Consider the following 22,187-nt stretch of genomic DNA (forward strand, 5'->3'; position numbering starts at 1 on the left):
ACCCTCCTAGGAGGAGACCGTGAGAATCCGCCGACTCACCCCACTGCTCGCCGCGGCCGTCGGCCTGGTGGCCGCCGGCGCGTTCACCGTGCCGGGCGCCGCCTCGGCCGCCCCGCAGACCTACGCCGCCGACCAGCTCGCCCGGGTCGAGGCCGCCGTCGGCGCCTCCGGAGTGGAGGGCATCGCCTGGCACGTGGACAAGGCGTCCGGCCGGGTCGTGGTGACCGCCGACGAGAGCGTCTCCGCCGCCGAACTCGCCACGCTCAAGAAGAGCGCCGGTGCCCAGGCGGGCGCGATCCGGGTCGACCGGGCCCGGGGCACCTTCCGGCCGCTGCTGTCGGCCGGCAACGCCATCTACGGCGGCGGCTACCGCTGCTCCCTCGGCTTCAACGTGGTCAAGGGGAGCACCTACTACTTCCTCACCGCCGGGCACTGCGGCGACGTGGCCAACACCTGGTACACCAACTCGAGCCAGACCACACTCATCGGCCCGACCGTCGGCTCCAGCTTCCCCGGCAACGACTACGCCCTGGTCCGCTACGACAACACGTCGCTGACCCACCCGGGCGGCTACACGGCCGCGAACGCGTTCGTCGGTGAAGCGGTCAAGCGCACCGGCTCGACCACCGGCACGCACAGCGGCACGGTGACCGCCCTGAACGTCACGGTCCGCTACGTCGGCAGCGGCACGGTGAAGGGCATGATCCAGACCACCGTCTGCGCCGAGCCGGGCGACTCCGGCGGCCCGCTCTACGACGGCACCAAGGCACTGGGCATCACCTCCGGCGGCAGCGGTGACTGCCGGTCCGGCGGCACCACCTTCTACCAGCCCGTCCCGGAGGCGGCCAGCGCCTACGGCGTGACCGTCTACTGACCCACCGCCGGCCCGGCACACCGAGGACCCGTACTGGGGAGAAGTGCGGGTTCTCAGGTGTGCGGTCCTAGAAGCTCCGAATGGGGGGATCGACAGGGTCAGCCCGCCGCAGCGGCGGTAGGCCCGACACCGCGACAATGGCCTTCCCGGCTGCCGCACGCCGGGAAGGCCATTGTTGATCGATTAGCGGAGCATCTCTCTGCTTCGGACTACCTGCTCGGACCGGAGCGGCAGGTAGATCCCCTGGGCTCTGACGAGCTGCTGGCCCTGTTCGCTGAGGATCAGGCGGAGGAGCTCCGCGAAGATTGGGTTCACCGGTCGCTGCGGGTCACGGTTGAAGTTCAGATAGATCAGCCGGCTCAGCGGGTAGTCTGCAGTGGCGATATTCTCATAGGTCGGCGCGTATACCGGGCCGTTGTTGTGATCGGACAGGGCCAGCATCTTCACCGGCTGATCCACGTACGCCAAACCGGTGTAGCCAAGGGCGTACCTGTCGTTGGCGATATGCTCGGCAACCTTGAAGACGGTGCTCTCCCAGGTGACGTCCGGATCCTTCGGGACACCCGGGGCGGCAACGCCGGAGCGCCATTCACCGCGGTTACCGTTGTAGTTCAGCACCCGCTGGCGGGTGAATTCCTCGAAGCCGTTCCACGGCGCAATGCCATAGATGTGGATCGGCTTGTCCGCCCACTCGCCGGTGAGCCCCAGGTCGCCCCAGGTCCGGATCGGCGCACCGCCGCGGTGACGGGTGATCGACAGGATGGCGTCGAGCTGGTCGAATGAAAGCCTTCCGATCGGATTGTCCTTGTGCACCGCAAAGCCGATGGCGTCCAGGAATCCATAATGCCGGTAGCTGCCACCTGAAATCGGCACGCTGAACGGGTCGTAGCCGAAGGCATCGCGGAAGCCGGAGACATCCGTGGGCTTGAGCTCCCGGGACACGAAGACGCAGTCCAGATTGCCCTCGATCAACTCCAGGGCACCCAGGCTGCCGGCGTAGGGCGGGTCGACCGAGATGTTGACCTTCGGGTAGTACTCCTTCAGCTTGGCGATCCACGCCTTCGCGAGGCTGGGCAGGACGTCAGACGAGGCGCATTTCAAATCACCCCTGAGTTCGTTGCGCTGGTACGCGGGCTGAAAGGTGGGTAGGGCGGGGTCAAGGGACGGCTGGAGCAGCTCCGGGTGCGGCAGGGCGCGGCCCTGCTCTCGCCCCCTCGCCTTCTCCTCCTCGGTGAGTGGGATGTTCGTCGGCAGATGCGGAACGCCCCAGGAGACCAGCCCTGCCGAGGAGTCGTTACCAGTCGCCTGCACGACGGTTGCGCCACTGACTGCGAGGACCGAAACCAGACCGAGGACGCTAACGCCCCGTGAGAGTCTGTTCATGATGGGATCTCAACTCACTTCCAGGAGAAATCTGACACAGCTTGCCTCGGATTCCGCGAGAAACCGACACCATTGGCCAGTCGACCAATGGTCGGCCACGTGGCGAGTGCGGCGCCTCGCCAGGACGGAACAACAGCTTCGGCAATTAGGGTCCTGGGCGATCACCCCATTTCCATGCAGAGTTCGGTCGTTGTCCACCGTCCACTCGGCCGCGGCAATCGTCGCGGGCCAGGCCGAATGGACAACAATGTCCATTGTGTTTCATAGATGTCATGGATGACCTTGACCGCAGACTCTAGGCATGAACGCTGATGCCGCGCATCCCTTGTGTAATTTATGACCATAGATTTCGTAGCGGTTGCTGTCGGGGCGCGTCGAGCACCCGCATTGAAGGTTCGCGGGCCCGTAAGCCGGCCAACTTCCACGCACTGACCGCCGTAGGTGTCAACGCCAGCGGCCAACGGGAGGCCCGCAGTCGGCGGCCAACCCGGCGAACGTTGGTGGACGTCGCAATAGCGCCTGCCCGTCACCCCGGGCAAGCGACCGTCGGGTCCCTGTCACCGGAAAGACCTGAGTAGACGTTCAGCCACCCCGGACGGGTCGGGGGGCCCGTCGTCGGACCCATGGTTGTCGTCCGGCCAGCCGGAACCTTCGCGCTGTTGCGCCGTAGGCGCGGGCAACCGCGGTGACTTCAATCGAGGTCGACACTTCCACGGCCGAGAGCGAAGGGACCCCGCATGACCGCTCCGACCGGCCTGCCGCTCGTACTCTGCGGCCCGATCGTGCGCCGCGTCGACCCGACCAGCGTCACCGTTTTCGTCGCCCTGCGCACCGAGTGCACGGTGACGCTGACCGTCTTCCCGCTCGGCCCCGGCCCCGGGTACGCCCGCGGCGCCGCCGTGGGCACCGGCAGCCGGGCCACGGTACGGCTCGCCGACCGGCTGCACGTCGCGGCGGTCACCGTCGCCGGGGTCACCCTGCAGCCGGGCACGCTCTACGGCTACGACCTGGCGTTCTCCGGCGGCTTCAGCGCGGGCAGCCTGTTCGACGCCGACGTGGTGGCCGCCAGCGCGGCGAGCGCCCGGGCGGCGCTGACCTACCAGGGCCACCCGCAGGCGCCGGCCGCGATGCCGGCCCTGCCCACCTTCGTCACGCCGCCGACCGACCCGAACCAGCTGCGGATCTTCCACGGCTCGTGCCGCAAGCCGCACGGCGAGGGCCAGGACGCCTTCCCCGTCCTCGACCCGATCATCGCCGCCGCCGGCGCCGACCCGGCGCTGCGCCCGCACCAGCTCATCCTCGGCGGCGACCAGATCTACGCCGACGACGTGGCCGACCCGCTGCTGGCCATCATCCACGGCCACGACGCCCTCCCGGCCAGCGGTAGCGACCCGGCGGTGCCCGCGTATCAGGGCGTCGCGGCACGGCTCGGGCTGGTACCGGAGGCGATGCCGGTGGGCACCAGCTCGCCGCCGACCGACCTGACCTACCTGCCGGGCAAGCGGGCCACCCCGATCGAGCGGGACGCCAAGTTCACCTCCGGCGCCGCCCACAGCCACCTCATGTCGCTGCGCGAGTTCCTGTGCATGTACCTGCTGGCCTGGTCGGACGTGCTGTGGCCGGCGAGCTGGCCGACGTTCGAGCACGTGCTGCCCGCCGACACCCGCATCCTGCGGGACCCACAAGGCCGCCGGCCCGGCGAGACGGTGTACGACCTGATGCGCGCCGGCCGGGCGTACTCCCCGAGCGCGCAGCAGAAGGAGATCATCGAGCGCTGGGAGCGCTGGCAGCAGCAGGCCATCGCCCTGGCCACCTTCCGGACCGGCCTGACCGCGGTGCGCCGGCAGCTCGCCAACGTGGCGACGTACATGGTCGCCGACGACCACGAGGTCACCGACGACTGGAACATGACCCGATCCTGGGTCAACGACGCGGTGGTCAACTCGACGCTGGGCCGGCGCATCGTGCGCAACGGGATGGCCGCCTTCGTGGTCTTCCAGGCCTGGGGCAACACCCCCGAGCGGTTCGCCGAGACCGGCGACGCCGGGGAGCCCGGACGCGTCGCCCTGACCGCGCTGCGGGGCTGGTGCACCGCGCCCGACGACGAGAACAACGACGTCATTCTGCGCACCCGGCTCGGCCTGCCCACCGGAGTCACCCCGGAGGGCAGGCTGGTTCGGCCGGCCGGCGCGCTGACCTACCACTACACGGTCACCTGGCCCCGCTACCAGCTGATCGCCCTGGACACCCGCACCTGGCGGCAGTATCCGGGCGGCAACGGCAACCCCGGCGGGCTGCTGCTGGACGACCACCCGCTCAACGACATGCTCACCGGCGGCGGGGTGCTCGGCGACGACGCGGTGACCGTGGTGGCCCAGCCGGTCGCGCTGTTCGGCGTGCCCATCCTCGAGCAGGTCGCCCAGCCGCTGGCCAAGGCCACCGCCGGCCGGTGGACCGCCGACGCGGAGGACGCCTGGGTGGCCAGCGACGCCGCCGTGCACAAGATCCTGGCCCGGCTCTTCGCCGCCGCGCCGCCGGGACCGGACGGGATCCGCCGCCGGCGGCTGGTGCTGCTCGGCGGGGACATCCACTTCGGCTCCGCCGAGCGGATCCGCTACTCGGCGACCCTCCCCTACGCCTGCGGCCCCGACCCGACCAAGCCGTACGAGGGGATCAACCGCACCGAGGGCGTGCTCGCCGGCTTCGTTGCCAGCGCCTTCCGCAACGAGGACTCGATGACCCGGATCCTGCACGACGTCGGGTACGTGCCGCTGCTCGACGTGACCGGCCGGATCGACCTGGTCGGCTGGGCCAACGAGCTGCCCGGCAAGGAGGGGCAGCGGATGCGGGCCGGCGTACAGGTGACCGTCGGCGCCGACGCCACCACCGGCTGGTGGGTGTCCGGTCGGCCGGCCGTCAGCGACCTCGACGCGCTCAAGCTGCTCGGCCGGCAACCCGACTGGAACGTGTACGTGCAGTTCCTCCGGCACGACGAGGCCGACCCGACGGTACACCGCGACGGCGTACCGGAGCCGGTGGCGGACCCGGCCGGGCTGCCCCGCGACCAGGCCCTCTCCCAATACCTGGCAGCCGCTCGCAACCTCGACCACTACAAGGGGTCCTGGGGCAACGGCAAGGAGATCGTCGGGCGGAACAACCTCGGCGAGATCACCTTCAGCTGGCCGCCTGGCGAGTGCAAGTCGGCCACCCAGCGGCTCTGGTGGCACCTGCCCGGGGAGGACCGGGCCGCCGCGTTGACCACCTACACCGTGGACCTCTCGCTCGGCTGCTCGCTGACCAAGCCGCCGCCCTACGGGGGCTACGTGCTGCAGCCCGACGACCACGACGCCACCACCAGCGCGAAGGCCCACTACGACGGGGTGGAGCGGCCGGCGGAACTGGTCACGGACCGCTGGGTCAGCCGCCTCCAGCACGACCTGGCCACCCTGGGCTTCCGCACCCCGGGCGAGACCGACGGGACGTACGGCATCGTCACCTACTGGGCGGTCCGGGAGTTCCAGGCGTACGCCCGGCGGGAGCGGGCGGCGATCGAGCCGGCCGGCGCGACCGCGCCCCGCTGGTCCGACCGGCTGCAACCGGTCGACGTGCCGGAGGCCGACCGCTACCTCGGGCCGATCAGCGGGGTGGCGGACCTGGCCACCCAGGTGGCGATCCAGCACTGGCTGGACAAGCGGTGGCGCTGCCCCGTCGTGGTCGAATCCTGGCAGGTCTCCGGGGACACCCCGCAGCGTCTCGACCAGCCGAACGTCTGGCTCTTCGACGACGTCACCGCCACCGACCGGCGGCTCTACTCCCGGGTGGTGACCGGCCGGCCGGCGGGTGCCGGCGGCGCGCCGCCCGGGCATCCGGAGCTGATCCGGCTCGGTGGGTACCGCGCGCACCCGACCGACGCGCAGTGGAGCGGGCCGGTCCTCGACGGCGAGTCGGAGCTGCTGCCGGAGTCCGTCCTGCCCGTTCCGCCGGGACACGGCACCGGTCCCGCCCTGACCGACCTGGTCGCCACGATCGGCACCGGCGGCGACGCCGGTACCCGGGCCGCCCGCCAGCTCTCCACCTTCAAGGTGCTGCGCGCCGTCGCCGAGAACCAGGTGCCTGACGCGGCCGGCGGCTGGCTGGACTGGGTGGCCGCGGACGACCCCGCGGTGCTCCGGTTCGGGCCGTTCGGCTGGCGGGCGCACGGGCCGCAGACGGCGCCCACTGCGCCGCCGCCCGCGCTGGACATCAATGCCGAGCCGGGCGAGATGTGGGCGTACCTGGCCTTTCTGCGGGCCACCGACCGGGACGCGTACGACGCGCTCGGCGGGCAGGGCGGTGTCAACGCCGTGCCCGGCTGGGGAAAGGACGGCGGCGGGCTGCTCTACCCCGAGCTGCGGGTGCTGCGGGCCCGGCCCGCGGAGACCGACTCGACCGGCGCGGCCCGCGAGGCGGTGGGCACCACGCTGGAACTGCTCGGACTGCGTTCCTGGCACTGGATGCACCGGTACGCGCTGGCCCTGCGGACCCACGACGGGGTGCGCCGGGGCCTGTGGACCGTCGCCCGGCAGCGGCTGCACGATCTGCTGGTCACCGACTGGGACTCGCCGGACCCGGCGGTGACCCCGACCGTGCCGGACGTGACCGGCGCCGACGGCAATCCGCGCCGGGCCCGCATCGGCGACGTGTTCACCTCCGAGCGGTCCGTGGCGCTGCTGGCCTGCTGGCAGCAGTACCGGGCACACCATCTCGTCGCGGTCGGGCCGCCGGCCTCCCGCGCGGAGAAGGCCGAGTTCCGCACCCGGGCCCGGGCGGCCAGCGAACTGCACACCGTGCTGACCCGGGCGAAGACGCTCGGCCCGGACTTCAGCGGCCCGCCGACCGGCTGGACCGACCTGCACGAGACCGCGCTGATCACCGCAGTCGGGCAGGTCGTCGCCGCCGACGCGCCGGTGGCCGCCGCGCTGACCACGCTCGTCGGCTGGCCCGGCTGGCCGACCGGGCACCGCTACACGCTGCCCGTCGCGGTGCTGCCCGCGGCCGAGCGGACCCTCTCCCCCGCCCGCGGTTCGCTGCGGCTCGACCTGAGCGACCTGCCGAGGGTGACGGCATGACCGGTGGCACGGAAGGACGTGAGCTGCGATGACCGAGCCGAAGAACGCCCTCGCCCTGCTCTGGGACGAGGTCCGGCTGCTGGCCGAGCCGGTGCTGGCCGCGTACGACCCGTGGCGGCGGGCCCGGCTGATGCGCGCGCTCGGCTGGGACCTGGAGGCGGTCAGCGGCTTCGACGCCGCCCACTTCGAGGAGTGGGCCGCCACCCTCGAGGAGGCCCTGGCCGCGCTGTCGGTGGTCCGCAACGACAACAAGCTCGACACCCTGGCCGGGCTCGGCAAGCTGGCCGAGGCGGCCGGGAAGGCGTTCGGGAAGATCGGCGAGCTGCCGACCGTGAAGGGCGGCCTGCCCGACGTGCCCGGGCTGGCCGCCGAACTCGCCGACGACCTGGTCGACCTGCTGGTGCTGACCTACCTGCTGCGTCGGGTGCCCTGGTCGGTGCCGGTGCTCGACCTGCTCGGCCTGGTCGATCCGGCCGCCGCCAACCCGCCCAGCCTGCCGATGCCGCCGACCGACTCGCCGATCCGGCTGCCCAAGCGCCGCGACGAGCTGCACCTGGACCGGGTCGTCGACCTGGTCCGTGACCCGGGCGGCTACTTCCGCGCGTTGTACGCCCCGGACGGCTGGGACACCCCGGCGGGGGTGGCCGAACTGTCCGCGCGGCTGCTGCCCCGGCTGGCCCGGGCGCTGCGGGCGTTCGGCCTCGACGCCGACCAGGGCGTCCGCCCCGACCTCGGGCCGGACCAGGGCGAGGTGGGCCGGCGGCTGGCCGACAGCCTGCTGCGGCTGCGCTTCAGCGGCCGGCGTACGCCCGACGGCGCGCCACCGCCCGGCGCGGGACTGGCGCCGTGGAGCCCCACCTTCGGCGTCGGGGTCACCGCCGGCCTGGCCAGTTGGGACGGCCGGTTCACGGTGATCCTCGCGCCCACCGGCGAGGCGCACCTGGAGGGCTCGATCGGGGCGTGGAACGTCGCCACCGACCTCAGTGGCGCCGGGCCGGCGCTCGCGATCAACAGCCAGGGGGTGACGTTCAGCGGCGACAGCGCGGTGGTGAAGTGGGCCGCCGAGGTCGCCCGGATCGCCCCGGCCGGGCAGCCCGGCTGGATCCTCGGCGCCCCTGGCGGCACCCACCTCGCCGTCGGGCAGCTCGTCATCGGCGGCAAGGCCAGCCTCGGCGCCGGCCGCGACGACGTCGAGCTGAGCATCCGGGCCGGCCGGGCGGAACTGGTGGTCCGCCCCGGCGACGGTGACGGGCTGCTGGCCAAGCTGCTCCCCGCCGACGGGCTGCGGGTCGGGCTCGACCTCGGGCTGGCCTGGTCGCTGCGGGGCGGGCTGCACCTGTCCGGGGCGGCCGCGCTCGCCGCCGAGTACCCGCTGCACCTGTCCTGGCACGGCCTCGGCCTGGAAGGGCTGCGCGTCGCGCTGGAGGCGGACACCGCCACCCGGGCGCTGAGCCTGACCCTCACCACCACGGTCCGGGCCGCGCTGGGCCCGCTGCATGCGGTGGTGCAGAACATCGGCGTCCGCGCCGACCTGACCTTCCCGCCGGCGCTGCCGGCCGGCTCCGGTGACCAGGCCACCGCCGGCAACCTCGGCGCGGCCGACCTGCGCCCCCGCTTCAAGGGACCGGACGGCGTCGCGCTGCGGATGGACAACGGCATCGTCTCCGGCGGCGGCTACCTGTTCGTCGACGAGGCCCGCGGCATGTACGCCGGGGTGCTGCAGCTCGGCATGACCTCCACCACCCCGCTCGCGCCGATGAAGGGGTTCCGGCTCCAGGCCACCGCCATCCTCAACACCCGCAACCCGGACGGCAGCCGGCTCACCGAGGCCGACGGCGGGCACACCTTCTCGCTGCTGCTCGCCGGCACGTACGAGTGGTTCCCCGGACTGATGCTGTTCTGGGGCATCTCCATCACCGGGCTGGGCCTCGTCGTCGGCTGGAACCGGCGGACCAACCCGGAGGAGGTACGCAACGCCGCCCGCACGGGCACCCTGGACGCGCTGCTCTTCCCCCAGGACCCGGTGGGCAACGCGCCCGCCGTCATCGCCACCCTCGGCCGGATCTTCCCGGTCGACACCACCGGCACCGTGCTCGGCGCGATGGTGCGGCTGAACTTCCTCAACGGGCAGGTCACCGCCGACCTGGCCGTGCTGGTCGAGTTCCCCGACCCGGTCCGCATCCTGCTGCTCGGCAAGCTGGTCATCGACTTCAAGGAGGCCGGAAAGTTCCGGCTCGACTCGGCGGGCATCGTGGACTTCGCCCGCCGTGAGATCAGCGTCGACGCCGCCCTCATCGACTCCAAACTGTTCGGCCGGCCCGTCTCCGGAGAGATGGCGCTGCGCGCCCGGTGGGGCGCGGGCAAGGCGTTCGCCCTGTCGATCGGCGGCTTCCACCCCAAGTTCACCGCCCCACCCGGGTTCCCGCCGGTCAAGCGGTTCAGCATCGCCCTGTCGAAGTCCGGCAAGGGCCTGGACCTGACCGCGTACCTCGCCGTCACCAGCAACACCGCCCAGTTCGGGGCCGAGCTGAAGCTGCACTTCGAGGGCGGCGGTTTCGTCATCGACGGCCGGGCCTGGCTGGACGTGATGTTCCAGTTCAAGCCGTTCTGGTTCACCGCCGAGATCGGCGCGACGGTGTCGCTGAAGTACAAGGACACCGAACTGCTGGCGGTCAACCTGCTGGTCGGGGTCAGCGGGCCGAAACCGTGGCGGGCCTGGGGCGAGGCCCGGATCAAGTTCCTGTTCTGGGAGGTGTCGGCGAAGTTCTCCTGGACCGACGGGGACACCGCCGCCACCGACGAGCCCACGTACGTCGACGCGGCCGAGGCGCTGCACAACGCCCTGAGCGCCCCGGACGCCTGGGAGGTCCGGCCCGCCCTCACCGCAGGGGAGCCGGTGACCCTGCGCGACCTGACCGGCTGGACCGGACCGGTGCTGCTGCAACCGGGCGCCCTGCTCGCGGTGCGGGAGAACGTGCTGCCGCTGGACACCGACCTGTCCCGGATGGGCACCTCCAAGATCAGAGGTGCGAACCGGTTCACCCTCACCGGGGTGAGCGTGGGCGCCGGCGACGACGAGCTCACCGGCCAGCTCGGCGAGCCGGTCGAGGACGATTTCGCCCCCGGCCAGTTCCGCGACCTGTCGCCCGTGGAGCAGCTCACCACCCCCGGCTTCGTCCGCCTCGCGGCCGGTCGCACCGTGGCGCTGCCCGACGGCACCGCGCTGCCCCCGACCGCGCTGACCACCTTCGCCGCGCTCAACGACGACTCGGCGTACGACCGGATCATCATCGACGACCCGGACGCGGCCGGCCGGCCGCTGCCCGCGGCGCGCCGCCTGGCGGCGGTCGACGGCGGCGACCTGCTGGCCCGGTTCGCGGCCACCTCGCCGGCCGCGTTCGCCGGCAGCCGCCGCGCCGGGCCGGCTCGCTTCACCGGCCCGGCGTTCACCCTGGCCGACGCCGGCCCCGGCGACGCCGGCCTGACGGTTCCCGCGCCCCGCCGCGCGGCCCGGGCGACGGACGCCGGCCCGATTCCCGGCCCGCGCCGCGGCGCCGACACCCCCGAACGGTCCCCGTCCCGGCGCGCCGGGACCCTGCGCCGCCCCCGGGTCCGGGTGCCGCAGCCCCGGATCGTCCCCGCCGAGCTGGAGGTCCGCTGACATGGGTGGCCTGCGTTTCCTGCCCTGGGTACGCGACGGGGTCACCCGCGTCGTCGCCGACACCGATCCGCTGGCCGGGGCCCTGCCGCACGCCCGGGCCACGGTCAGCCTCAAGGTCACCGCCCTGGGCACCGAGACCGCGACCGGTACGACCCAGGAGATCGTCGGCACCTCGACCGCGCTGCTGCACGGCCCCGGCGACGTCGTCGGCATCGACGCGCAGGAGATCATCCGCAGCTACCCGGCGCCGGGCGCGGAGAACGTCGAGGTGTCCCTGCTGGCCGCGGTCGAGTTCGACCGGCCCGACCTGCCCTGGCTGTACACCCCGGCGAAGCCCGACGCCCGGGGCGCCCTGCGCCCCTGGCTGGTCCTGGTCGTGGTGCCCGTCGACGGCGGCGGCGAGCTGCGCACCGAGGCGGGCCAGCCGCTGCCCCGGCTCGCCAGCACCGTGCGGCAACTGCCCGCGCTGGCCGACTCGTGGGCCTGGGCGCACGCCCAGGTGCTGGTCACCACCGAGGACGAGGACGTCGCCACGGTGATCCACGGCGCGCCGGAACGTACCCTGTCCCGGCTGCTCTGCCCGCGCCGGCTCGCCGCCGGCACCGACTACCTGGCCGCCGTGGTCCCCGCCTTCGAGGCCGGGGTCCGCGCCGGCCTCGGCGAGCCGGTCGACGACGCCGGTCCGCTCGCGCCGGCCTGGGGACCCGGGTCGGCGCACCCCGGGCCCGACGACCGGTGCTGCTGCCCGTCTACCACCACTGGACGTTCCGCACCGGGCCCGACGGCGACTTCGAGTCGCTCGCCCGCCGGCTACGGGCCCGACCGCTGCCCGACGACGTCGGCCGGCAGCCGGTGGACATCGCCGCGCCCGGCGGCGGCCTGCCGCAGCAGCCCGACGACGGCGTCGAGGGCCGCTCGGTGCTGGGCTTCGAGGGCGCCCTCGCCGCGCCCGGCATGACCCCGACCAGCTGGGCCGACGACGTGCGCACCGTCTGGCAGACCGCGCTGACCGGGCTGCTGCGGCACTCGGCGGACCGGCTCACCCCGCCGCTGTACGGCGACATCCACAGCCAGGAGACCCAGCTGCCCGCCCCCGGCGCGGAGCCGCGCTGGCTGGCCGGGCTCAACCTGGACCCCCGCTACCGCACGGCGGCCGCGCTCGGCACCCAGGTGGTGCAGCGGCACCAGGAGGACCTGGCGGCGGCGGCCTGGCAGCGGGCCGCCGAGATCCGCGAGGCCAACGAACAGCTGCGCCGGGGCCAGGCGGCCCGGGACACCGCCACCGCCCTGTACGCCCGCCGGGTCGACCCTGCCGCCCCCGGCCCGGCGGTCGACGACGACCGTCTCGTGGCCCTGACCCAGCCGGTGCACGACCTCGTCGAGGTGCCGACCCGCGGCCTCGCCGCCGACACCGCCGACCCGCTCGACCAGCAGTTGGCGGACAACCCCGGCGCGAAGGCGGCCACCTCGGCGCCGGTCCGCCGGCTGCTGCGTTCCCGCGGGCCGCTGGCCCGCCGGGTGGACACCGACGCCGCGGCGGCGGCGCTGACCCGGCTGGCCGGTGGCGCCAGCGCGGTACCGCCCGCCCGGGTGCCGGCCGGCGGCACGGTCCTGGACAGCCTGGTCAGCGACGGCCGTGGCGTGGGCGACCTGACCCGCGCGGTGATCGAACAGGCCGCCGCGAACGGCTGGTGGCGCACCGGGACCAGCGGGCTGCGCGCCGCGGCGGCCCCCAGCACCGCGCTGGCCGCCGACGACCCGGTCACCCGGGTCGTCACCAACGGCGGTGACCTGCTCACCGGCGACCGGTTCTTCGTCGGGGCGGCCGACGGCCGGCTGTTCGAGCGGCGCCGGCTCGGTCCCGACCGGTGGGTCTGGCGGGACCACGGCACCCCGCCGGGCACCGCCGTGGCGACCTCCGCCGCCGTCCTGCCCGGCCGGGTGTACGTGCGTACCCGGAACAGCCGGCTGTTCGAGCGGAGCTGGGACGGCGACCGGTGGGTGTGGGCCGACTGCGGCGCCCCGACCGGCGGCGTGCACAGCCGGCCGGTGGTCGGCGGTTCGTTGCTGTACGCGCTCGGCGGCGACGGGGCGCTCTGGCGCTTCGACCCGACGGGCCGCTCCTGGACCTCGCTGGGTACCCCGGTCGGCGGCAACGAACGCCTCTGGGGCACCCCCCGGCCGTCGTTCGTCGGCGTGCTGGTCGCCACGAGCGCCAACCGGCTGTTCGCCCACAACGGGCAGTGGCGGTCGTTCGGCGGGCCGGCCGTCTGGGGCTCCCCGGCCGCTGAGCACCGCTACCCGAACGGTCAGTTCGGCATCGAGTACGTCACGCCGGACGGACGGCTGGTGTCGCTGTACGGAGACGGGTCGACGTTCCTGCACGACCCGGCGCCGGACGGCCGCCGGGTGGTGTCGCTGGCGCAGGAGGCGGCGCCGTTCGGCAACGACGAGGAGCTGGGCATCGTCACCCTCACCGCCAGCCCCGGCAACCCCGCCGACGTCCGCCTGATGACCCGCTACCTCTGGTACCACGACGTGCAGGAGCGCTACCTCTGGGGCTGGCGCGCGGAGACCACGGCGGTCCCGGCCGGCGGGTTCGGCGCGCACCGGCCCGGTCCGCTGGTCGGTGACTCGCGCGACGGGGAACTCTTCGCGGTCACCGCCGACGGCCGGCTCACCTCGTACCGCTGGGCCTACCCGCGCCCGTCCGCCTGGCTCGACCACGGCACCCCGGCCGACCCGCGCGGCGCCGGACCGGTCGACGCCCCCGCCCCGGCCGACGTGCGGTTCGCGCCGAAGGTGGGGCTGCTCACCTCGCTGCTCCTGACCCACACGGTCACCCAGGGCACCGGCAGCCGGCCCCGGATCCAGGTGGCCCACAACCTCGGCGAGGACGGCGCGGTGCAGGAGCAGGCGCTGACCGCCGCGGTGGACGGGCCGGCGATCCCGGCGGTAGCCCGGGCCACCGCCACCACCCTGGGCACCGTCCTGCCGACCGGCCGGCCCAGCCTGGTCACCGCCGCGCTGCTGCCCGGCACGGTGACCGGCACCTGCCGGATCGCGTACTGGGTGGGCCGGGACGCCACCGCGAACGGAACGGCGAGCGGCGGCTGGACCGGACCGTACGAGCTGCCCGACCCGGTCAGCGGGGAGGCCGCCGGGCTCGATGTGGCCCTGGCCGACCTGGACGGCGACGGCCGCCCCGAACTGATCGTCGGGTACGCGCTGAACCGGGCCGGCGGCGCCGACAACCGGGTGCTCTACCGGATCGGCTGGCGGCTCGACGAGACCGGCACGGTCAGCAACGGCTGGACGGACTCGCTGCCCACCCCGATGCAGCTCGACCGGATCACCTCGGTCGGCATCGACGTGGTGGACATGACCGGTGACCAGGTGCCCGACCTGCTGGTGTTCGCCGTCGGCACGGTGGGCGGCACGGGGGTTGCCCGCTACCTCACCGGGCGGGGGCTCAACCGGCGCGGCCGGGTGCTCGGCGGGTGGACCGCACCCCAGCCGGTGCGGGACGAGGTGGCGACGGCCACCGCGGAGGCGGCCGGCGTGGCGGTGGCCGACATCACCGGCACCCGGCGGCCGGACCTGGTGGTGGCCCGACGCACCGGCGGCACCGTCACCTACCGGGCCGCCTTCGACCTCGACCCGGACGGCGTACCGGTGAGCTGGACCGACACGGCCACGCTGACCGGCGCCGCCGACACCGGCGCCGCCCGGGGCCTGACCGTCGCGCTGGCCGACCTGCGCGCCGACCTGGTCGCCGACCGGGCCAAGATGGGCGACGACTTCATGGCCGCCGCCGCCCGCCACCAGGGCCGGCTCGCCCCGGCCCAGGCACTGGCCCGGGACCACCGGCCCGCCCCGGTGGACGTGGCCACCGCCGCCACGGCGGTACGCGAGACGGTACGCCCGGAGACCGCGGTGGCCGGCGAGGTGCTGGCCGGGCTCACCCTCGGCGACAGCGACCTGGTCGACGCCCTGCCCGACAGCGGCGACCCGCTACGCCGACTCCTCGCCGGGGTCACCTTCGACGTGCCCGCCTACGAACTGCTGCGCGGACTCTCCCAGGAGCACGTGGTGCCGAACCTGCCGGCGGTGGCGCCGGAGACGTTGACCGCGCTGGCCGCCAACCCCCGGTTCATCGAGGCGTTCCTGGTCGGGCTCAACCACGAGATGAGCCGGGAGATGCTGTGGCGGGAGTTCCCCGCCGACCCGAAGCAGACCTGGTTCCGGCAGTTCTGGGACGTACGCGGGGCCGTGTCGGCGGGCGCGCCGCTCACCGACATCCCGCCGCTGACCGACCCGGCCTGGCGCAACGGCCCGCTCGGCAGCCACCTGACCGCCGTCGGCGCGCCCGGCGAACAGTCGCTGGTGCTGGTCATCCGCGGCGAGCTGCTGCGCCGGTACCCGTCCACCATCGTCACCATGCGGGCCGCGAGCTGGACCGGCGCGGAGGAACGCACCCCGACCGGGCCGGACGTGCTGCCGATCTTCAACGCCTGGCTCTCCCCCGACCTGCTGCTGTTCGGCTTCCCGTACACCGCCGCGGTGGCGCGCGGCGCCGCCCGCCAGGCCGACGGGCCGGCCGGGCACTTCTTCGTGCTCCGCGAACAGCCGACCGCGTCCCGGTTCGGGGTGGACCTCACCGGCGACCCGCTGCCGCCGGACGCGGTGGTCTTCGCCGCCCGGCGGGACGGCAACGCCGCCGACACCGCCCGCGCGCTCCTGCAACGCCCCGTCCTCCTGGCCCGCCACGCCAGCGACCTGCTACCGACGCCGGAGAGCCAGCCATGAGCACCTCGTCGTACGCCGCCGACCGGCCGCCGTTGTCCGGCGCGCTCACCGGCACCCCGTGGACGCTGACCCCCACCGCCCCGGCGGTCATGCTGCCGGTACGCCTGGAGACCCGGTTCGCCGGCGCCACCCTGAAGATCCGCGTCTATCCCGACCAGATCCACGTCGACGACCACGAGCCCGGGCTGACCGCCGAGGAGATCGCCGCCGGGCGGGCGTACTGGGGGGAAGGGCGGCCGGGCGGGCTGACCGACACCCCCGACGAGGCGGCCTGGAGCGACCTGGTGCGCCGCTTCGGCGCGCCCCGCGCGGCGTGGATCGCCCGGGTGCTGGAACCGGCCGGCGGCGTCTTCCCCGACCCGCTGACCCGCCCCGGCCCGTGGTGCGAACCGGCCCGGGCCCGGCTGCTGCCCACCCGGTGGTACGCGGTCGGCCGCACCACCAGCGGCAAGCTGTTCACCGGCACGTCCACCTCGGTCACCCCCGACCTCCCGGTCGGCCCCAGCCCGGTGCTCACCGGCGACAGCAGCATCCCGCGGCTCTCCGCCGAGGCGCCCCCGGTCGACGACGGGATGCGCTGGACGGTCGACTTCGCCACCGCCGTCGCCGCCGGCATGGCGCTCACCGTCACCGTCCCCGTCGACGCCAAGGGCCAGCCGGAGCCGGTGGAGCGACTGCTGGTCTTCGGCCTGGACAGCACCACCGGCCCGGCCGGGTCCGCCGCGGCGCTGGGCCGGCTGCTGGAGGCGCACGCCGCCACCGACGGGCTGGCGTTCCTCGCCCCGGGCACCCCCACCAACAACACCGACACGGACACCCCGGCGGCCACCCCGACCGTGACGGCGGTAGCCACCGCGGACAGCGCCGCCGAGGCCGCCGCGCCGGAGACCGCCGCCGCCCTGGTCGCCACCGCGCTCGGCGTCCCGCTGACCGCGGCCCCGGCCGACACGCTCGCCGCCGCCCGCCGGCGGCCAGCCCGCACCGGCGCGCCGACCGCGCTGGCCCGGGTCAGCGGCGCGACCGCCGTCGACCGCCCCACCGGCCGGCTGGTCCGCCGGGTGCTCTGGCCGGCCAGCTTCGGCGGCCTGCTGCGGCACCTGCTGCCGGTGGCCACCCCGGCCGAGCAGGCCGCGGTACGCGCCCACTTCGTCGACCACGTGCACGCCGAGGGTCCACTGCCGACGCTGCGGGTGGGCCGGCAACCGTACGGGCTGCTGCCGGTGGCGAGCCTGCGCGCCTGGCAGCCGGCCGGGCCGGGCGAGGCGAAGGCGGTGGCGCTGCTGAACAACCTGTGGCGGCGGGTCTGGCTGCCCTCCCCCGTCCCGCGGATCGTGCCCGGCCTGCGCGACCCGGAGGGCACCCTGCTGGAGATCCTCGCCACCGACGCCCGGGTGCTGGAGGTCCGGGCCCGCAGCATGCTCGGCAACGAATACGTCAGCTGGCTGTGGCGCTTCGCCCGGCTCGGCCTCGGGCCGGACTGGCGGGAGCAGGTGGTGGAACCGGCCCGGGACCTGCTGGCCGCCGTCGGGCTGGGCGGCCCCACCGACCCCCGGCTGTCCCTGGCGGTGTTCGCCAAGCAGGCGTACGCGCTGGGCACCCCGCTGCTCGACGGGCCCGGGCGACCCCGCGCCGGCCGGGTCCGGGCGTACCTGGACGCGCTGGCCGCCGTCGGGCTGCGCGGCGACGCGATCCCGGTCAGCCCCGGCGACGGCCCCGTGCCGCTGTTCCACCGGCTGCTGCGGGCCGCCCTGATCGCCGAACACTCGGCCGCCGCGAACGCCTTCGCCGCCGAGGCGGCGCTGCCGGCGGCTGCGGAGATCCCCGAGCCGGAGCTGGTGGACGTCCGCCCGCGCGACCGTACCGGGGTGCTGCGGCGGCGGCTGGCCGTGCCGGTGCCGGGCACCACCGACACGGTGGGCGACCACCTGGCCGGCGTCCGGGACGACCCCCGGCAGGTCCGCGCCACCGCCGACCTGCGGTCCTTCCGCACCGCCCTGACCGGGCTGCGCGACGCCCTCGACGCCGGGCTGCCCGCCGCCGACCTGGAACGGCACGTGGCGGGGACGCTCGGGCTGGCCAGCCACCGGCTGGACGCCTGGATCACCTCGCTGGCCACCCGGCGGCTGGCCCAGCTCACCGGCGGGCCGACGCCCGGCGTACACGTCGGCGGCTACGGCTGGCTGGTCGACCTCGCGCCGGCCGGGGCACCCACCCTGGTGGACCGCCCGGCGGACATCCCGGAGTCGGTGGCGCCGCCAAAGCTGCCCATCGCCCCGGCCGGGGCCGGGCACGTGCACGCCCCCTCCCCGGCCCAGGCGGTGACCGCCGCGATCCTGCGCAGCGCCTCCCGGACGCACGGCGGCGAACCGGCACTCGCCGTGGAGCTCTCCTCCCGCCGGGTCCGCCTCGCCGAGCAGGTCCTCGACGGGGTACGCGCCGGGCAGAGCCTCGGCGCGCTGCTCGGCTACCGCTTCGAGCGCGGCCTGCACGACCACCCGACCGGCCCGTGGGACCAGTTCCTGCCGACGTTCCGCGCGCTGGCCCCGGTCCGCGCGCACCGCGTCGACGCGACCGACGACGGCCGCACCACGGTCGCCGCCACCGTCGAGTCGGCCGCCACCGTGGACGGCCTCGAGCTGCACCGGCTGCACCAGGCCGGTGCCCTGGACGCCCGGATCCGCGCCCTGCCGGCCACCGCCCGCGCCGCCGTCACGGAGGTCCTCACCGAGCTGGCCGACGCGGTCGACGCGGTGGCCGACACCCTGCTCGCCGAAAGCGTGCACCAGCTCGCCCTCGGCGACATGAACCGGGCGGCGGCGGCCGTCGACGCCGCCTCCGGCGCGGCCACCAACCCGCCCGAGCTGCACGTCACCCGCACCCCGGTCACCGGGACCACGATCACCCACCGGGTGCTGCTGCTGATCAACGACGACACCCGCTTCGCCCGGCTCCGCAACGACTGGCCGGCGGCCCGCGGCGACCACCCGCGCATCGCCGGGGCCGCCGTGGACGAACTCACCTCCGTGCTGCTGCCGCCCTCGTTCCGGGTGTTCTGGCGCTACCGCTGGCACGCGCCGGACGGGATCACCGCCACCGTCTGGCGGCCGGCGAGCCTGGACCGGATCCAGACCCCGGCGGTGGACCTGCTGGCCGCGCCGCCGCACCCCGGCCGGCCCGACGACGCCGAGCTGGACCGGCGGATCGCCCTGGACGCCTGGGGGCCGCTGCGGCCGGCCGAGGTCGGCGACGACTGGACGCTCGAACTGGACTACGAGCGGCAGCCCGACTGGCCGCTGGACCGGGTCAGCCTCGCCGAGTTCCTGCACGCGGTGACCGTGCTGCGCGACCTGTACGGCCGATCCCGGCCGGTGGTCGCCGCCGACCTCGGCACCGACCCGTCGGTCCCGCCGCAGGTGGACGAGAGCAGCAAGGCACAGGCCGACGAGACCTGGCAGGCGGCCCGGCGGATCGCCACCGGGCTGGCCGCGCTGCCCGCCGAGCCGCCCGCCGGCTGGGACGAGACCAGCGCCCGGAACCTGCTCACCGTCGCCGCCGGTCTCGGCGTGGTCGGCGCGGTGCCCCCACCCAAGCGCCCGGGCAGCGCCCGGGCGGTCGCCGACACCGCCGCCACCAGCCGCTTCGAGCTGGATCGCCGGCTCGCCGCGCACTGCCGCGTGATCGCCGAGCTGCACAACCGCCCGTCGTGCCCGCCCGGCGGCTGCACCTGCAACCCGACCACCGACTTCGACCGGCCCGACGCGCCGCCGGACCGCCGCCGGGAGGCGCAGATCGCCCGGCTGCGGGCCCTGCTCGGCCCGGACATGCCGGTGTTCCCCAAGGCCACGGCACCGCAGCCGGCGCCACTCGCCGCCGCGCTCGGGGCCAGCGATGCGCTGCAGGGCGGCTCACCCCATCCGGTACGCCGCTGGCTGTCCCGCTACGGCCGGGTCCGCCCGGCGGTGGGCCGGCTGCAGGAGGTGCTCACCACCGCCGACGCGCTCGACGCCGGCGGCGTGGTGAAGGTGCCCGCCACCGTCCGGGTGGCCCAGCTGCCGTACGCCCCCGGCGACCGCTGGGTCGGCGAGGCCCCGCCGAAGGCGAACACCCAACCGCTGTCCCTGGTCGTGGTCGCCCCCGGCGACATCGACCCGAGCCGCCCCGTACAGGGCCTGGTGGTCGACGAGTGGACCGAGGTGGTGCCGGCCGGGAAGGTGCAGACCGGCCTCACCTTCGAGTACGACGCACCCGGCGCCGCCGCCCCGCAGGCGGTGCTGCTGGGGCTGGCGCCGCAGGGGGCGACGAGCTGGCAGCCGGCCAGCCTCGCCCAGGTGCTGGAGGAAGCGCTGGACCTGGCCCTGGCCCGGGCCGTGGACGTCGACTCCCTCGGCGCGGCCGGGCAGTTCCTGCCCGCCCTCTACTTCCCGACCAACGTCGCCGAGACCACGACCACCACCGACTTCGTGCCGGACGCGACGCTGACGCCGCAAGGCGGACAGGAGGCTCAATGACCACCGTGGACCAGCCGCTGACCGCCACCGAGGCGCCGTCGGTCACCACCTGGACCCGGCTGGAGCCGCGTACCCGCCGGGCCGACCTCGCGCCGGCCGTGGACGCCCGGATCGCCGACCCGTTGTGGCTGCTCGCCCGGCAGTGGCAGCTCGGCGAGTTCACCGGCGAGGACGCCGGTTCCCCGGTGGCCGCCCGGGTGCACGCCGAGGTCGCCCGGTTCACCCGCTACCGGCCAGGCCCGTACGCCGGGGCGGTCGGGTTGCCCGCCGGGGTGCCGTGGGAGGCGCTGGTGGAACGGGAGTCCGCCGCGACCGCCGGGGACCTGCGGTTCGCCGTGGAGAGCGGGCAGCAGCTGCTGCGGCTGCTCGCCTCCGCCGACGCCGGCGAGCTCGCGCCCCGGCTGTGCGACACCTACCGGGTGCCGGCCACCCCGCCGGACGGCGCCTCGGCGGCCGACCCGGAGACCGTCGGCTACCTACGTATCGCCGCCGGTCGGGTGCCGCACGGGGGGCTGGCGTTACGGGCCTGGGCGGAGGGCCGCTTCGTCCGCGAGGTGCAGGTGCCCGAGGCCCTGCTCGGCGCCGTCAACCGGGCCGTCGCGGACTGGCTGGCCTGGCTGGGCGTACCGCCCCGGCCCGCCGGGCCACCCCCCGGCTACCTGCTGCAACTGCCGGCCGTGCTGGCGCCCGGCAGTTCCCGGCCGGCCGAGCCGCCGTGGCCGCCGGCCGACTTCACCCCGCTGTTCAGCGCCCCCGGGCTGGAGGGGTCGGCGTGGCGCCGGGAGCGGATGGAGTACGAGGCGGCCGTCGCCGCGCACGACGGCCGGGCCGAGCTGGTGCTCACCGCGCACGAGTACGACGGGAACCGGCTGGACTGGTACCACTTCGACCACGAGCCGGGCACCACGCTGGAGGCGCGCAAGGCCGTCGACGACGTGGTGAAGGTGCTGCTGCCCAGCCCGGTCGCGTACGCCGGCATGCCGTCGACCCGGTTCTGGGAGCTGGAGGACGCCCAGGTCAACCTGGCCGGCATCGGCGCCGGGGCCGGCGACCTGGCCCGGATGTTCGTGGTCGAGTACGGCCTGGTCTACGCCAACGACCATTTCCTGCTGCCGCTGGAACTGCCGGTCGGCTCGGCCACCCGGATCCGCTCGCTGCTGGTCACCGACACCTTCGGCGGGCAGACACTGGTGCCCGCCGCCCCGGAGTCCACCGCCCTGTTCCGGCCCGCCGCCGCCGACGGGCGCGGCGCGACCGACGTGCTGGTCCTGCCGGCCACCGCCGCCGCCACCCTCGACTCCACCCCGGTGGAGGAGGTCCGCCTCGGCCGGGACGAGATGGCCAACCTGGCGTGGGCGATCGAACGCACCGTCACCGGCGCCACCGGCCGGCCCATCGACCGCACCGCCCAGGTCGGCCGCGCCGCCGTGCCGCCGCGCCCGCCGGTCGACGCCGACGCGGACGTGCCCTCCATGTCGTACGCCTTCGCCACCACCGTGCCGGAGAACTGGGTGCCGCTGCTGCCCGGCCCGACCCAGGACCGCCCCGACGTGGTCCGGCTCCGCCGGGTGCCCCTGCAGCAGCCGAACCGCGACGGGGCACCGGTCGCGGTGACCGGCTACAGCCGGCTGCTCGACTGGCGCGAGCGGGACGGGCGGCTGGTGGAGCTGGCCTTCCCCGAGGAGGAGGTGCCGCGCGCCGGCAGCCGGGTGCTGCGCCAGTGGCAGCTGGCCCGGTGGACCGACGGCTCGGTGCACCTCTGGCTCGGCCGCGCCCGGCACGTCGGCGCCGGCGAGATCTCCAGCGGCCTGCGCTACGACACCGTCCAACCGCGCTGACCCACC

At 75.0% G+C, this 22,187-nt stretch carries 7 protein-coding genes; 6 read left to right on the forward strand and 1 reads right to left on the reverse strand.

Features of this window, described 5'->3' with window-relative positions; all coding sequences use genetic code 11:
- Positions 1–19: 19 nt before the first annotated feature.
- A complete protein-coding gene (locus tag ACFYM6_RS16915) occupies positions 20–874 on the forward strand; it encodes a S1 family peptidase (RefSeq protein WP_387276387.1) in 855 nt (284 codons plus the stop codon).
- Positions 875–1,057: 183 nt separating this feature from the next.
- Here the strand turns inward: ACFYM6_RS16915 and ACFYM6_RS16920 are convergent, their stop codons facing one another.
- Entirely contained in the window at positions 1,058–2,257 is a 1,200-nt protein-coding gene (locus tag ACFYM6_RS16920; protein WP_387276389.1) for a PstS family phosphate ABC transporter substrate-binding protein, read from the reverse strand.
- A 737-nt stretch (positions 2,258–2,994) separates the two neighbouring features.
- Between ACFYM6_RS16920 and ACFYM6_RS16925 the strand changes: the two genes are divergently transcribed.
- From ACFYM6_RS16925 to ACFYM6_RS16945, 5 genes are all read left to right on the forward strand, one after another.
- Positions 2,995–7,365, forward strand: a complete 4,371-nt coding sequence (locus tag ACFYM6_RS16925; RefSeq protein ID WP_387276391.1) for a peptidoglycan-binding protein — start codon at positions 2,995–2,997, stop codon at positions 7,363–7,365.
- Between the two features lie 28 nt (positions 7,366–7,393).
- The gene (locus ACFYM6_RS16930) at positions 7,394–11,026 is read left to right on the forward strand and encodes a DUF6603 domain-containing protein (RefSeq protein ID WP_387276393.1); all 3,633 of its coding nucleotides are present in this window, start codon (positions 7,394–7,396) and stop codon (positions 11,024–11,026) included.
- A 735-nt stretch (positions 11,027–11,761) separates the two neighbouring features.
- Positions 11,762–15,835, forward strand: coding sequence for a hypothetical protein (locus tag ACFYM6_RS16935; protein ID WP_387276395.1), 4,074 nt, complete (start codon positions 11,762–11,764; stop codon positions 15,833–15,835).
- The gene (locus tag ACFYM6_RS16940; RefSeq protein WP_387276397.1) at positions 15,832–20,343 is read left to right on the forward strand and encodes a hypothetical protein; all 4,512 of its coding nucleotides are present in this window, start codon (positions 15,832–15,834) and stop codon (positions 20,341–20,343) included. The genes ACFYM6_RS16935 and ACFYM6_RS16940 overlap by 4 nt, the downstream gene beginning before the upstream one ends.
- On the forward strand, positions 20,340–22,181 hold the full coding sequence (locus ACFYM6_RS16945) for a hypothetical protein (protein WP_387276399.1): 1,842 nt from the start codon (positions 20,340–20,342) through the stop codon (positions 22,179–22,181). The genes ACFYM6_RS16940 and ACFYM6_RS16945 overlap by 4 nt, the downstream gene beginning before the upstream one ends.
- Positions 22,182–22,187 lie beyond the last annotated feature (6 nt).

The organism is Micromonospora sp. NPDC006431, from assembly GCF_042870725.1.
Classification (GTDB): domain Bacteria; phylum Actinomycetota; class Actinomycetes; order Mycobacteriales; family Micromonosporaceae; genus Micromonospora.